The sequence below is a fragment of the Acinetobacter sp. BD54 genome (assembly GCF_044778325.1).
In the GTDB taxonomy this organism is placed as follows: domain Bacteria; phylum Pseudomonadota; class Gammaproteobacteria; order Pseudomonadales; family Moraxellaceae; genus Acinetobacter; species Acinetobacter baumannii.
Genome location: NZ_JANJEP010000001.1, coordinates 536,990 through 551,378, shown reverse-complemented (window position 1 = coordinate 551,378; position 14,389 = coordinate 536,990). Strand labels below are relative to the sequence as shown.

The following is a 14,389-nucleotide window of genomic DNA, read 5'->3' as shown; positions in this document are numbered from 1 at the left end:
TTATTAGTTTAATACCGAATCATCACCGATTTTAATTCGGTGTAATCTTCGATAAATGCATCCGAGAATTCTCTACCAATTCCTGAAGCTTTCACCCCACCAAATGGCACTGATGGGTCTAAGAACGTATGCATATTCACCCATAAGGTCCCTGCTTCAATCTTAGGAATTAAACGCAAAACTTTAGACAAATCATTTGTCCAGATACTTGCGGTTAAACCAAAGCGCGACTGATTCATAAGCTGAATAAGTTCTTCATCAGTTTCGAATGGCATTACCCCGACCACTGGACCAAAAGTTTCCTCTGAAAATAAAGGATCATCCGTATTTTTAAAGGAAATTAAAGTCGGCTGCACAAAATACCCTGTCTGATCTAGAGCCTCACCACCAGCAATAATCCGGTTGTTGGCTTTTGCCATATCTAAATAATGTTTTACTTTATGAAAATGCGGCTGGTTAGAAAGTGGACCAAACATACTTCCTTCATCCATAGCCGATCCAATTTTAAACTGCGAAAGTGCTTTCGAGAGTTTATCAACTAGTTCATCATATTTTGTACGATGTACAAAAAACCGCTCTGGGGATGCGCAAACTTGACCTTGATGCACAAAAGTTGCTTGCAACAAAGTCGGTAAAATCTCATCAATATTTGCATCGGCCAAAACGGCTATTGCATTTTTACCGCCTAACTCTAGACTTACCCGAGTTAAATCACTACTCATTGCAAGTTTACCGATGGCAATACCTGTTGGTACTGAACCTGTAAACGAGACTTTCTTAACGAGCGGCGACTCAATTAAATATTGTCCTGTCTCCCCCTTACCTGTCACTACATTAATTACACCCGCTGGAATACCTGCCTCAATCGCAAGTTCAGCTAAACGTAATAAAGATAAGCTGGCAAACTCACTTGGTTTAAGCACAATGGTACAGCCAGTTGTCAAAGCTGAACCGATTTTCCAAACGCCAATCATGAGTGAAAAATTCCAAGGCACAATCCCTGCAACCACACCTACTGGTTGCCTTAAAGTAAAGGCCGTATATTTTTCTCCTTGCACAGACGGAATAGACGGTTGCATGGTTTGACCATTAATTTTGGTTGCCCACCCTGCAAAATATCTTAAGAAAATAACGGATTGTGCAACTTCAAGATGGCGGGAAATATTAATGAGTTTTCCGGTAGACAACGTCTCGAGCTGTGCAAGTTCTTCACCATGTTGTTCAATTAAATCTGCCAACTTATTTAGTTTAACGCCACGTTCATACGGTGTTGTTTCAGCCCAAGCATTTTGAAAAGCATGTTCAGCACTTTTGACGGCGCTTTCGACATCTTGTTGACTACCAATACTAATTTGAGCAACCACTTGTTCAGTAGATGGATTCACTATATCCACTTTATCTAAAAGCTCGGCAACAACTAACTTTCCATCAATAAAATGTCCATGTTGACGTGCCATAAATTGCTGTACGCTTTGTAAAATCTTAACTTCACTCATTTTTATTTCTCTCAATTCATTTAAAAGGATTTATTAATAGATGTATTGCAAAATTAACTGCGCATAGACATTGGTTTTGTCATCGTAGTTTTGTGTACCACCACTATGGATATCGTGTTTCGGTTTATAGAGCCCAACTAAAGGAATAACATTGAATTTTTTATTAACCGACCAGACTGAAAAGACATCTAACTCATGTCCATCTACATTAGTTAAAGACTTATTTACTGTTTTGAACTTATAGACCAAAGTACCCAACATAAAATTTTCTTTCAAATTCATCATGTAAGAAAGTTGATGAATATCGGCATTTTTATTGAATGGTCCAGCATAGTTTCCGGCAACTTCGCCCTGAAACCATGTACCAAAGCCGACTGTATTTCCATAAAACATAGGGTCGTATTGGTCTGAAAAATGACTAAAACGATAGCCTAATGAGGGCGTATATTTTGAAGATAAAAAATTATAGTTCAGCGCTAAGTAGCCAGCATTTTCGTGGCCAACTTTTTTATCTTGTACAACAAACTCAGTTTTAACTTGTAGCTCTGGTAAAGGTTGATAATTTAAACGTAAAGCATAATTTTTAAGATCTTCGCGCCCTGAAACCTGTTCAGCATCTTCAAGATCCAATACATTTAAGTAAGTGAAACCAACGCCTTTATCTTTAAGCTGATACATCAGATCAGTCACAAACAGTTCGGGGGAAAATTGTGCTTTATTGTCTGACTTTAAATATGCCAGCTTTAACGTTGTATTCTCTTGCAGTTTGTATTGAAGCAAACTTGTAAAATCAAAGCTTCGACGAGCTGCCAGATAATATGCTCCGCCCCGATCTAGTGTGCCGTCCGCAGGCGCTTTACCTAAGTTTAACGCATCACCCGCAATAAAGAACCCATCACCAATCATGATATTTTGTCGACCAATACTTAAATCATAGGTCGTTAACTCATCTTTATTGGTGCCGTCTTTAAAACCAATGATCCATTCATTCACATCTGTTTTACGTTCTTTGCCATTACTATTTTGACCGGCGTCACCATCACCAAATGTTGCCGAGCTAATACCACTTAGGCTTGCATAGAGCTGATTGTTTTTAAAGGTGTAGTTTCCCTTCGCACCATATTTAAGATGACCTTCTTGCCAATTGATTCTTTCATCCTCTAGGTTTTCGCCGTTATAGCTTTTACCACTACTAAAAGCCCCAAAAGTTGCTTCAAAAGTTGGCTTAATTTCAAGCTCACCAGCATGCACAGTTGAAAAAAATGAGACAAAGATAGTCCCTCTCATAACCTGAGAAAATAAATTTTTCATTTAGAAATTCCTTTTGCGAACGGCCTAACCGTGCTCATGTATGGGTAACTTATTCGTTACCCATCCTAGATCATGTACCTGTTTAATGATGGTCGTGCTGTGTGTTTTGCTCGTCTTCACCCAAGTTTAAAGTCGGGGTGTTGTCAAAGAAGTTCCAAGGTTTGATTAGGGTATAAACCCATTCTGTCGGCATAATTGGCCATTCTTCAGCACGTGCCACATGGGTTGTGCCTGTTGTCATCCACACCACAAGGTCTTTATTTTCAATATTTTCGTTGTTACCAATGAACTGTCCTAAGCCTGTATCATGAGTTGAACGGTTTGAATATTTCCCTTCAGGATAGCGTTCGTCTGGATTGTACTGAGTCACCCAAATTTGCTTATCCATAAAGTTCAAACGTTTAAATAACCATTCATCTTTAGAAAAATTGGCTCCTTTCGCCACAGGGTGTGTTCCACCTGCAAAAGGAATGAGCTGGTAAGAAACCGGATTACCTAATTTATTTTCCTTGTTGAAATTCGTGAGTAAGCGAATGGTAGATGGATCAAATTTTTCAGCTGCATTTTGCTCATTGGTAATGACTTTACTGTCAATTTGCATTGAACTTGTACGAACACCACCTTTGTCATTGGCTTTCACTACAGGGTCCATATGCATAAAGCTGTTATTTTCCCCATCTACGTCCATGTCTAAGCGGAAGTTATAGATGTGCTGATGCGTTGTACCCACAATATTATGGTCAATTAAAGTTCCATATTTGGTGTCTTCTTTGGCGGTACTGTCATGCATGGTGCGTGATTTAACGCCTTTAACAGCTTCAATACCCGTTGCACCCGCATTAATTCCAATTACACCATTTTGGGAAAATACCCAGTCAAACATGTAATCGTAGTTTCCAACCGTACTAATCCAGCGCACGACAAGTTCACGGCGAGCTTCACTCGCATCCTGGTTGCCAAAAATTTCGTGATGTTTATATTCAGGTCCTGCATAACGTTCAAATACAGCAATGGCATTTGGAATCACTTGTGGCTGGCCTTTGTAGTCTGCAATCACGGCATCAAGTAAAACAGCGTTGTCGGGTGCATCTGTTCCCGGAAGAATAGATGAGGTAAGTGTTCCCATACCATATTCGCCAGAGTCCAAATAAGATTTGAAGTACCAACCAATATCAGGGTCACCATATGGAACCACCATTCCACCCAAGTTCCCTTCATACATGACTTTACGCTTAACGCCTTTATCTTTGTAAGTCACGGTTGAAAGCTGCAAGCCAACACGAGAATCTAAGGCCACATGCAAACACCAGTTCCCCCAATGTATGGTTTGGCCAGTAATGCTAAAGTTTTTGCCCTCAGGTTCAGTAATATTGAGTGGTTTTAGCTTACTTGCTACTGGCTTATTCGACATATAAGGTCGATTTGCCATTGGCACAGGAATGATTGCGCCTTCTTCAATCTTGATAATTTTTTCTTTATCTAAATCGACTACAGCAACTAAATTTTCAATTGGATGCGCCCAATAGTTACCATCACCGACATCAAGGTAAGCAACAACTTTTAATATATTGAGTTGTTTGTCCAGACCATCTTTACCGCCAAAATATCCAACAGTTAGTGGTGTAGCAATCACTTTCTTCACATCAGTAATGCCGCGTTTGCGTAAAGCTTCCTGATATTCTTTACTCGTTTCAATTACACGTTGTACGGCTTCAAAATTATCGAGCAACACCATTCCATGAGTGTCTTTAAGCACATTCCATTTTGTGACTTGTTGAGTATTAAGATTAACTTCACCTTCAATCGCTTGACTCCCCTTTAACAAAATAAATGAGGCAATACGATCTTCTTTAAATTCTTTGTGATTAATAAAGTAATCCCAAACTTTTGCTTTTTCAGGCTCTTTAAGCTTTAACTCGGCAAAACGCATATTTTTATAGGCATATTTCGAGCGGTTAATCACATCAAATGTCTTTTTAATTTCGTCAGAGTTTAGGCTATTGAGCGGGTGAAACGTATTTTCAATTTTAAAGGTTTGATCTAACCCAGACTGGAATACTTCATTAAAAAAATCTTTTCCAATAACAGGTTTACCATCTTTAATTAATAAAGGCACGCTGAGTTTGAAAGGTTTGCCATTCACCAAAACCTGATCTGAATTGGGTTTGGCCCGAACCACCATAGAGCCTTTGGTAATTGTATAGGTATTGGTAAAGTCATCTTTAACAACTTTAGCACCTTGCTCACTCATGTTTTGATAAAGTGAGACCATGTCGGCCTTGCCACCATGCGCAAACGCTTGAGTATTGAGTCCCCAAAAGCTTGCAGCGATTGATAAGTTAAGTGCCAGTATTTTTTGTATGTCATTCAATAATCGTTGTTTACGCATTGGTTTCATCCTTTTCATCTATCCCTGAACTATCTGAATCAGACAGTTAAAACGCACTTCCTGTGAGTGAAATTTATTAGACCAACTTAATAGTTTTATGCTTATTAAGCTTATCTAACCTGCTCTAATGAATTTAATTTCAACACAGTTACATAGGGCTAGCTTGTTCAAGAATGACGTCGAACTTGTCTAAAAATGACATTGAGAGATGAAAGATTTAAACCGGCATACCCTCTCTAAATTCTTTAGGGGAGATACCATAAGTCTTTTTAAAGATTTTTGAAAAATGAGCGCCGTCCCAGAAACCCCATTTCAAGGCAACTTGGGTAATTGAGCTTTGTTTATTTCTTTTATCAAGCAAATCTGCTTTGACTTTTTCTAGGCGTTTGAGCTGTATGTATTTGTTAATAGATAGATTTTCTTGAAGAAATAGACGGTAGAGATGACGTAGAGATACCCCAATATGCTCTGCAATTAATTTAGGTGTTAAATCTGGTTTTGCTAAGTTCTCTATAATAAAACGCTCGGCTTTTTCCATCAGGTTATTGGAGCTATGAACATTTTTATAATTAATTGTGGGTTTGATTAAGGCAATCAGCGCATCTTCAAAAGCGTTACCATCTTCGGTTGCGTACCAAAGTTTGATGTTTTCAGCAGACATATTTTTCAAAATATTCTTGAGTAAAAAACCACTCATATTTTGAGTAATCAGTTTTCCAAAATATTCGGTACTAATATTTTCTTTAAGTAATTTTTCACGCGACAGGTGTACGGAAATCTGACTTACCAAACCTTGCGGATACATCGAAATTGTTTCGACCGGGTCCACCAACACAATATCGCCTTCATTTAGGCTGAGAGTTTCATTCTTATACTCGAGCAGCATTTTTCCCGAATACTGTAAAATCAAAAAACAAAACCGATTATTTACTCGATCGATTTCATCGGCTTTTCGGACAATTTTATTGGCATTATTTTTAATAAAAGCAATTTCGGTATCACCCAATAAAAAGCACTGAACTTCACCAATGAATAAATTACGAGTTCCGTCAAAATCGGTTTCAAAATTGCCGCACACATTTTTAATATGGTGCGTCCATGTGAGTAATGCATCGCTTACATATTGGTTCATCCCTTACCTCTCTATACATGTGCCACCGCTCAAAATTTTATGTTTGTGGTGGTGCACTGTCTTGGCATATTTGCAATCATGTTTTATTGATAAACAAATTGTGTGCCAATAATTCCTTATCCTTGGAATTGTTTTGATGATAGTCAGCTATATGTAAAGAAGCTGATAAATCAAATCAATTTATCAGCTTAATGGGGCTTATGCTACTCCTGCAAAATCTCGCAGCATGGTAATAAAAATATCCTTTTGCTCATCAGAATATTTTTTAAACACCTCATTTTGATGGCTATCGGCAATATCAAATAAATACTGCGCCGTTTGTTTGCCTTTCTCGGTCAGGGCGTACAAATTATCGTGATCGACCAATAACCCTTCAAATTTTAGAATTTCAGCCGACCTTTCAACTTCTTGCATTGGCATAGCAATATCTCGCGGTAAATCTTCTTTACTAGAAGCAGTACCACTTGCCAAAACAAGCAAGAGACGAGATTCACTGGTACGAAAACCCGAAGCCATTTGCTTTGGAATATAGTCGGTTTGATAAGCTTTGAAAGCACGGCTCATTAAGAAGCAGACATTATTATACAAGTGCCCATAATGTGTTTGGTCTACGCCGCTCTGTTCAGTTTGCTTAACTTGAAGGCTCGGATGCGGCATGACACAAGAATATGCACCTTGATGGTAGACCAATGGGCTTCGACCTTGGTCATGGAAACGAACCACCTTACCAATAATAATCCAGTGATCACCGCCTTCAATAACCTGATAGCGTTCGCACTCAAACACCGCAGAACAATTTTCTAAGATAGGTGCACGTCCTGCGCCAAGTTGAAAATTTGTGTCGGCAAATTTATCAATATTGCGTCTCGAAAACTTATTAGACAGCTCAATTTGCGTGCCTGATAAAATATTGACTGCAAAATGTGTTGCTTCTTCAAATACTGAAAAACTTGACGATTTTTTATCAATACTCCACAAAATAAGTGGTGGATCGAGTGATACCGAGTTAAAACTATTTGCGGTTACACCGACTTTCTCACCTTGTGCATTTTGTGCAGTAACAATGGTAACGCCTGTTGCAAAATTTCCTAATGCTCGTCGAAACTGTAGTGGATCGACCGTAAACTCATCTATTTGTTGTAATACATTCATCATCTTTCTCCTAAACCTTCTCTTACATCCATATAAATCGCGAGAGCATTAGATATCTAAAACTAATCTCGGTGTTTTAGAGCGTGAACAGCACACTAATATTTGCTCATTGCTGGCCTTTTCTTCGTCAGTAAAATAAACATCTCTGTGATCTGGTTCGCCTTCAATCACATCGCACATGCAGGTTCCACATACGCCTTGCTCGCATGACATCTCAATCTCGATGCCTTCTTTAGCCAAAGCCTGCAAAATGGTTTCACCAGCTTCGACCATAATGATTTTTCCAGTTCGCTCAGCCACCACCTCAAATGAATCTCCTGACGTGTCTGTTTCGACTTGGAAATACTCTTTGTGGATTTGCTGCTCAGGAAAATCGTGAGTCGTGGCGAGATTAATCACCCAATCCATGAAACCGACTGGACCACAGGTATAAATATGACTTTCAGGATCAATATCTTTAATGGCAGATTCAAAAAATGCTCTGTGGCTTGCGCCTTCAGATTTAAAATGGAAAGTTGTGTATTGTGCTAACACACCATTTTTAATTTCATCAACAAAAGCACATTTTTCAGGGCTAGCACCACAGTAGTGAAGCTCAAATGATGCACCTTCATGTGCAAGTTGATATGCCATCGTAATTAATGGCGTAATCCCGATTCCACCGCCAATCAATACACTGTGCTTGGCTTTTAAAAGTGGGAATAAATTTTTTGGCTCACTGACCTGAATTTGCATCCCATCTTTAATTTCATCAAATGCAGAAATCGAGCCGCCACGTGATTCAGGGTCACGTAAGATTCCAAGGCGGAACTTTCCTTCGTCATTTGGATTTTGGCAAAGCGAATATTGGCGCACCATACCATTCGGTAAGTGCACATCAATATGTGCACCGGGTTCAACCTTTGGTAATGCAGCAGAAGTTGCAGATTCAAACTCCATAACTGCAATATTTCCACCTTCCACATGGCGATTTTTAACGACAACATCATAAAGTGTAGTCATGATTCAACTCCCTTTTCATGCCTAAGCTTGTGGCTTAACGCATGAATAAACCACCGTTAATATCCCATGTTGCACCAGTCACAAAACTTGCATTTGGACTCGCAAGCAACCCACAAGTTTCAGCAATAAAATGCATACTTCCTAAGGCTTTAACCGGAATATTCTGGATGAACTGTTCCATTTTTTCGTCTGGCACCACACTATGAACGATTGGTGACTCCATTGGTCCCGGTGCAATCGCATTGACCGTAACACCTTTTGCCGCAAACTCTTTGGCAAAGATTTTGGTTAATGTCACAATAGCGCCTTTGGTTGCCGCGTAGTGTGCACCGGTTGCAGTACCGCCGTTTTGTCCCGCTAAAGACGCCATATTAATGATGCGTCCATAACCTTTTTTGGCCATGTATTGACCAATGATTTGACAAGCCTGAAAGGTGCCGCGTTGGTTAACTTGGGTCACCCAATCAAAATCAGCTGCGGTAATTTCTAATACAGGCGTTGCTTTGGTGACGGTGGCATTGTTAATTAACACATCAAGTTTAGAAAATTTCTCTTCAATCCATTGCACCGCTGCATGAAAATCTGCCTCGACCGAAATATCCAGCTTTAAAGGAAACATATTTTGGGCATACTGACTTTGTGCCTTAGCATTTTCGGCTTTTTCAAGCGTACTGGCTGACAAAATCACTTGATGTCCTTGGCTCGCAAAATATTCAGCAATCACATTACCGAGTCCAGAAGCAGCACCTGTCACTAAAACAACCTGTTTCATGTTACCGCTCCTAAAGAATGTAGCTAATACCAGCCAAGGTATCGGTTGAGTTAACCAAGTTAATGATTTTACGGTTAATCTTAAAACCAGTATCAGCATCACGGGTTAGATGGTATGTAATATCGGCCGTGTAATGCTTGAGGTTTTCTTTACGAAATTCACGTAGGTTTTGAGCACAGCGTAAAACGATTTCATCATCTTGATCTTGAATCACTCGTACTCGCGAAATACTGCGTACCGTATTCGCCTTTGGTGCCGTAGAAATTGCCTCACCATTTTCAAGACGCTCTACCCGTAACTTACGCATATGATTATCGTCATAGGCATAATTTAAGTTGTTTTCGTAGTCTGTGAGGTTCGGGTCAATCGGAATGATATAAACACCTTTTTCATTCCATAAATTGAGCCATTCACGGTACTCGCTGTGGTCTAACATATCTGCTTCAGCCCAGATGAAAGCAGTGACTTCATTTAATAATTGCAGATTCATATTCATTGCTCTCTCCTTAAGCTGTCATCATCTTTTTCCATTGCTGATATGCTGCACGCATACCTGTTTCAGCACTGACATCACTTTTTAAGCCATCTTCAGTTTTGACTTCACCCGGTAAACCGCGGTTGAGCATGATCCATAAATCATTACCGGCATTGGCACCGTGTTGCACGCGTTCCCAAGCCTCAGAGTCATCTGGCGTACCAAAACCAAATGGGCCTTGGAAATGTTCATGCAAACGTAAACGATATTGATTGGCAATTTGTGGACCGCCATCCATCGTAATCACCGAGTGATGAATTTCTGTTTCAGCAACTGAAATTGGCTGTAACACACGGAAGAACGCCATTGAGCATGCAATATTCGGAAATAAATTTAAGTTAAAGCCAGAACCACCCACTGCTCGAACAATACGGCGTACTTCTAACTCTTCATGCCCTTCGTCACGCAAAGCTTGAGCCAAGTCTTCGAAACGCTCTTGAATTGGTCGCTCCATTAAGTCTTCTTCTAAATCGACCAGTTCAGGAATCATCACCATGACACTGTGACCATTACCTAAGTCTTCAACAAAGCCCGGCTGGTTTTCGAAGTTAAAGAGTTCTTCGGTTTTTTCATCTACAGAACTTAAGAATGACTTGTGTACCAGCGGGAAGTGATATGCATCGGTGGTATTTTCAAGCTGGATTTTCCAGTTACCCGGGAAACGGAAACGATGTTCACCCAACACTTTAATTGGATAACCCGCACCTTGTTTCATAAACAGATCAATCCATTTTTTTGCTGGCCCAAGGAACTCTTCAAGCGGTTGAATGTCTTCTTTAAATGAAGCGAAGATCATGCCGTTATATTCTTCTACCCGTAGACTCACCAGTGGTAATTCTGATTTATCTAAACAATCACCGTAGCTTTCCGGAGATGGCACACCACGTAAACTACCGTCAAGTGCATAACTCCAACCGTGGTACGGACATACAAAACTATTAGTTTTTCCTTTTTTATGTTCACATACGGTTGCTGCACGGTGACGACAACGGTTTAAAAGTACATGGACTTTCTTTTTACGGTCACGCACCACAACCACAGGTTGTTTACCGATATTAATCGTTTTATAGCTTCCGCCTTCTGGAATTTCGCTGGCATGCGCAACCCACACCCAAGTGCTATAAAAGATTTTTTCCATTTCTTCATCAAAAATGCGTTCATCTTTATAAAGAGAAGTATGGGCACGGTCACTTTTAACTAAAGCATCGTAATCAATGCCAATGTTATGCGTTGGGATAATACTGTTCATATCAATAGTCCTTTTAAATATGTCCTGGGTCATTCCTGGGAAGGTACCGGCAACTCGGCTTCACTTTGCCAATGCGATACCGGACGACTGAAAATATTCTGTGTTTGGAAATGTTTAATTTTCCAGGTTCCATCTGCTTGCTTCTGAAACTTCACCTTGAGCTTTGCTGCATTTAGGTGACTACGGCCATCTTGAAAAGTTGAAGTTTGCAACATCAGCCATGAAGCATTTGCATCATTTTGATTTACATAAATTTGTTCTGAATTCACAAAGTGTGCATTCATGACAAAGTGAGATTCTTTTTGTGTATAGCGTTTGAACATGTCATAAATCGACTGCCAAGAATCATAACGACCAAAAGATTTGGAATATTTATCGCCAATACCTTCCCAAATACAGTCTTGATCAAAAAGATTCATCAACTCATAAAGATCTGTATTTGCATTGAGCTCGTCGCAGATTTCCATATAGCGGTTTATGCAGTTACGAATAGCATTGTGTGCTTCCAACTGTTCTAGCCGTTCTATGATTTCTGCAATATTCACTTTGTCAGTCATTGCGGTCGCCTTAACGTTGAATAATCAATTCACGCCCAACACGAGCTTCAACTTTGCAATATTTCCAAAGTTTGTATGGCCCTTTACCTACCACGGTCGTTCTAAATAAGTTACAAGCTGCATGTACTGTCTCAATATCCGGAACATCTGCAAGCAAATAAGTGGTCCAAGGCCAGCCCGTACTTGCACCCACCATGCTTTGGTCATCATCAAGATTCCCAAAAACATGCACACCAGGTAGGTCATGAATGCCATTCCACATTTCACCAAATGCTGCCCAAACCGCTTTTGCTTCAGCAGGTTCTGCATCAAAAAAGTTCTGGTTAATACCCATGCAAAACAACACGCGTAATGGTTTTTTAGCTTCCATCTCAATATTCCTTTTTTAAAATTTAAACTTATAGATAACCTGGGGTTGGCTTTAACCCGAAACTGACTAAACCTGCATTTTGTAAAGTTGCATCACCCATAAAGGCATGCTGGGTCACCACGTTGGTATCATTTACAAAACGGCTAAATGGATTGTTGGTATAAATCGCGGTCATACCCGCAAGCATTTGCATTTTTCGGGTGACTTTGGCGCAAACGCGAGCTGCATGTGTACATGCCAAACGCATATCGCTAATTTGTTCAGCAGTTGCTTCACGACCAGCAATAATTTCATTCCACACAATATCCATGGTTTGATAAAACCAAGACTTTGCCGCCTGAAACTCTGCATCAGCTTGAGCAAACTCATATTGAGTCACTGGGCGGTTTGCAATTTCTGCCCCACCCGTAATAGATGCTTTACCCGGTGCTAATTTTTCAAATTCTTCTAATGCGGCAGCTGCAACCCCAATACCCACCACGGTTAATACTTGAGTCGCTAAAGACAGTGATGGATATTTAAAAAATGGCTCGCTGAGTTTTGAAGGTTCGCCACGTACAAAGGTCCATTTCTTTTCGACCAATACATCTTCAACCACCAAATCATGGCTTCCGGTACCTTTTAGGCCAACAGTGTCCCATGTCATTTCAATTTTGGCTTTGTTGGCAGGCATCACTGCCATACGTGGTAAACCTTGCATTTCATTATTTTTAAGGGGTGAAATTCCCACACCAACAATGTCAGCGCCCATACAGCCGCTTGAAAATTTCCAACGTCCGCGCACCACCACACCTTCATCGGTAATTTCGGCAGGCTGCGGCGGGAAAATACCTCCGGCAAATACGACATCTGGCCCGTTTTGGTACAACTCTTTCAGCGTTTCTTCCGGCAAACTTCCTAAATACGCAGGACTCATACCGAAACTTGCTACCCAACCCACTGAACCATCAGCTTTAGATAAAGTTTCGATCAACTCACAAAACTGCCGCGGTGACCATTCTTCACCACCAAAACGTTTAGGCACTAAGGCACGGTAAACACCAATTTTTTTAAGTTTTTCGATAATGTCTTGGCTCACATAGGCCTGATTATCAAACTCACCTGCACAGGCACGCTCACGAATTTCTTGGCACAAAGCATCTAAATCAACTGCTTTGTCTTGAGAAGCAAACTCCATTTTAGACAACTTATTCATCATCTAACTCCTTGTAATTTATTGCATTGCATCAACACAAAATTTAGCTATTGCACATAATTGCTCATCTTTTTGATGCTTTGATACGATCTGTAAGCCCACAGGCAAACCTTCACTGGTTTCAAGTGGCACTGAAATAGCTGGATGTCCTGATAAATTAAATGGTCGAACTAAACCGGTTAGGTTCAAAAAAGCGACCGTATTTTCAGCTTCAGAAACTTTTGGTGGAATTTGTGGAAGTGTAGGCAGAACCAATGCATCATATTTTTCTAATAAAGCATCGAGTTCCTTTGTCAGCTGCGCTTTCACAATTTCTGCTTGCTTTACTTGCTCTAAAGTGGTGTGGGCTGCTTTTAATAAACGATTATTTACATCAGAACCAATTAAGCCTGTTTGGGTTAATTCACCAAAAGCTTGCCAGTTTTCATAGTTAATAATCTGCATGCCTGCATCATAAGCTGCTTCAAAATGTTCAACCTTTTCTAAAACGGTCTCTAAATTTGCTTTTTGAAGTGCTTGATAAATACAGTTCCAAATAATCTCATCTGCGCTTACATCTAAAACCGCAAGTTTTGGTGTATGCGTACATTCAGCCGGCTTAAAAGTTGGATCAATAATTTGCATGGCTTTTTCAATCATCTCGACTGAATTTGCAAAAGGACCAACGCAATCTAAAGAACTTGACGGCGGGTATACGCCTTGGCGACTTACCCGACAAAAAGTCGGTTTTAAACCAAAAACTCCGCAGCACGCAGCGGGCATACGGATAGAGCCACCCGTGTCTGTCCCTAAAGTAAAGTCAGCTTGTTTAGCTGCAACTGCTGCGGCTGAACCACTTGAAGAGCCACCCGGAATAAGTTCAGGATATTTAGGATTGATAGGTGTACCAAAAGCGTGGTTAATGCCTGTAATTCCAAAAGCCAATTCGTGCAAATTTGTCTTGCCAATAATTTCGCAATCAGCTTTTAAGATGTTTTTAACCACCTCTGCATCATCGTGCGCAGGTTCAACTTCTAATAAAGCTCTACTGCCAGCAATGGTTTTTAGACCTTGAATATCTATAGTGTCCTTCACCATCACCTTAAGTTTGCCGCTTCCTTTTTGCACACTTTGGCTAATAATATTCATTCACTTTTCCATGTATTTTTATCCATTAATTAAAATATCAGAAAATTTAATGGAATTGTCAAGTAATTTTTCTAATGTGTGTTCAAGGAAATATGCAAAAT

At 40.0% G+C, this 14,389-nt stretch carries 13 protein-coding genes; all 13 read right to left on the bottom strand.

Annotated elements, in window-relative coordinates; all coding sequences use genetic code 11:
• Nucleotides 1–8 precede the first annotated feature (8 nt).
• The 13 genes from NQ782_RS02695 to NQ782_RS02635 all read right to left on the bottom strand — a co-directional run bounded on the left by NQ782_RS02695 (nucleotide 9) and on the right by NQ782_RS02635 (nucleotide 14,288).
• Nucleotides 9–1,496, bottom strand: a complete 1,488-nt coding sequence (locus tag NQ782_RS02695; RefSeq protein ID WP_057093453.1) for an NAD-dependent phenylacetaldehyde dehydrogenase — start codon at nucleotides 1,494–1,496, stop codon at nucleotides 9–11.
• A 33-nt stretch (nucleotides 1,497–1,529) separates the two neighbouring features.
• Entirely contained in the window at nucleotides 1,530–2,747 is a 1,218-nt protein-coding gene (locus NQ782_RS02690) for a hypothetical protein (RefSeq protein ID WP_086231024.1), read from the bottom strand.
• 142 nt (nucleotides 2,748–2,889) lie between these two features.
• Nucleotides 2,890–5,205, bottom strand: a complete 2,316-nt coding sequence (gene tynA / locus NQ782_RS02685) for a primary-amine oxidase (RefSeq protein ID WP_086231021.1) — start codon at nucleotides 5,203–5,205, stop codon at nucleotides 2,890–2,892.
• Nucleotides 5,206–5,413: 208 nt separating this feature from the next.
• Nucleotides 5,414–6,328: a transcriptional regulator FeaR gene (feaR, locus tag NQ782_RS02680; protein ID WP_057093446.1), complete on the bottom strand. Its 915-nt coding sequence runs from the start codon at nucleotides 6,326–6,328 to the stop codon at nucleotides 5,414–5,416.
• A gap of 198 nt (nucleotides 6,329–6,526) precedes the next feature.
• On the bottom strand, nucleotides 6,527–7,483 hold the full coding sequence (locus tag NQ782_RS02675; protein WP_086231020.1) for a p-hydroxyphenylacetate 3-hydroxylase reductase component: 957 nt from the start codon (nucleotides 7,481–7,483) through the stop codon (nucleotides 6,527–6,529).
• 45 nt (nucleotides 7,484–7,528) lie between these two features.
• Nucleotides 7,529–8,482 carry a PDR/VanB family oxidoreductase gene (locus NQ782_RS02670; RefSeq protein ID WP_017725312.1) on the bottom strand — a complete coding sequence of 318 codons (954 nt, stop codon included), beginning with the start codon at nucleotides 8,480–8,482 and terminating at the stop codon, nucleotides 7,529–7,531.
• 34 nt (nucleotides 8,483–8,516) lie between these two features.
• A complete protein-coding gene (locus tag NQ782_RS02665; protein WP_000815905.1) occupies nucleotides 8,517–9,254 on the bottom strand; it encodes an SDR family NAD(P)-dependent oxidoreductase in 738 nt (245 codons plus the stop codon).
• 10 nt (nucleotides 9,255–9,264) lie between these two features.
• The gene (locus NQ782_RS02660) at nucleotides 9,265–9,750 is read right to left on the bottom strand and encodes an aromatic-ring-hydroxylating dioxygenase subunit beta (RefSeq protein ID WP_001056937.1); all 486 of its coding nucleotides are present in this window, start codon (nucleotides 9,748–9,750) and stop codon (nucleotides 9,265–9,267) included.
• A gap of 10 nt (nucleotides 9,751–9,760) precedes the next feature.
• The gene (locus NQ782_RS02655; RefSeq protein ID WP_001084470.1) at nucleotides 9,761–11,038 is read right to left on the bottom strand and encodes a Rieske 2Fe-2S domain-containing protein; all 1,278 of its coding nucleotides are present in this window, start codon (nucleotides 11,036–11,038) and stop codon (nucleotides 9,761–9,763) included.
• Nucleotides 11,039–11,067: 29 nt separating this feature from the next.
• Nucleotides 11,068–11,595 (bottom strand): nuclear transport factor 2 family protein, encoded by a 528-nt coding sequence (locus tag NQ782_RS02650; protein ID WP_000130499.1) that lies wholly within the window; start codon nucleotides 11,593–11,595, stop codon nucleotides 11,068–11,070.
• Nucleotides 11,596–11,605: 10 nt separating this feature from the next.
• Complete coding sequence (locus NQ782_RS02645; RefSeq protein ID WP_057093444.1) at nucleotides 11,606–11,965, bottom strand: hypothetical protein; 360 nt, start codon at nucleotides 11,963–11,965, stop codon at nucleotides 11,606–11,608.
• 28 nt (nucleotides 11,966–11,993) lie between these two features.
• Complete coding sequence (locus NQ782_RS02640; protein WP_086222375.1) at nucleotides 11,994–13,142, bottom strand: acyl-CoA dehydrogenase family protein; 1,149 nt, start codon at nucleotides 13,140–13,142, stop codon at nucleotides 11,994–11,996.
• Nucleotides 13,143–13,178: 36 nt separating this feature from the next.
• Nucleotides 13,179–14,288 (bottom strand): amidase, encoded by a 1,110-nt coding sequence (locus tag NQ782_RS02635; RefSeq protein WP_086231019.1) that lies wholly within the window; start codon nucleotides 14,286–14,288, stop codon nucleotides 13,179–13,181.
• Between the last annotated feature and the right edge of the window lie 101 nt (nucleotides 14,289–14,389).

Bases quoted from the DNA above. Each gene is read 5' to 3' on its own strand.
- NQ782_RS02650 (WP_000130499.1), bottom strand. From the start codon at position 11,595: ATGACTGACAAAGTGAATATTGCAGAAATCATAGAACGGCTAGAACAG.
- feaR (WP_057093446.1), bottom strand. From the start codon at position 6,328: ATGAACCAATATGTAAGCGATGCATTACTCACATGGACGCACCATATT.
- NQ782_RS02660 (WP_001056937.1), bottom strand. From the start codon at position 9,750: ATGAATATGAATCTGCAATTATTAAATGAAGTCACTGCTTTCATCTGG.
- NQ782_RS02655 (WP_001084470.1), bottom strand. From the start codon at position 11,038: ATGAACAGTATTATCCCAACGCATAACATTGGCATTGATTACGATGCT.
- NQ782_RS02640 (WP_086222375.1), bottom strand. From the start codon at position 13,142: ATGGAGTTTGCTTCTCAAGACAAAGCAGTTGATTTAGATGCTTTGTGC.
- NQ782_RS02635 (WP_086231019.1), bottom strand. From the start codon at position 14,288: ATGAATATTATTAGCCAAAGTGTGCAAAAAGGAAGCGGCAAACTTAAG.
- tynA (WP_086231021.1), bottom strand. From the start codon at position 5,205: ATGAAACCAATGCGTAAACAACGATTATTGAATGACATACAAAAAATA.
- NQ782_RS02675 (WP_086231020.1), bottom strand. From the start codon at position 7,483: ATGATGAATGTATTACAACAAATAGATGAGTTTACGGTCGATCCACTA.
- NQ782_RS02665 (WP_000815905.1), bottom strand. From the start codon at position 9,254: ATGAAACAGGTTGTTTTAGTGACAGGTGCTGCTTCTGGACTCGGTAAT.
- NQ782_RS02695 (WP_057093453.1), bottom strand. From the start codon at position 1,496: ATGAGTGAAGTTAAGATTTTACAAAGCGTACAGCAATTTATGGCACGT.
- NQ782_RS02645 (WP_057093444.1), bottom strand. From the start codon at position 11,965: ATGGAAGCTAAAAAACCATTACGCGTGTTGTTTTGCATGGGTATTAAC.
- NQ782_RS02670 (WP_017725312.1), bottom strand. From the start codon at position 8,482: ATGACTACACTTTATGATGTTGTCGTTAAAAATCGCCATGTGGAAGGT.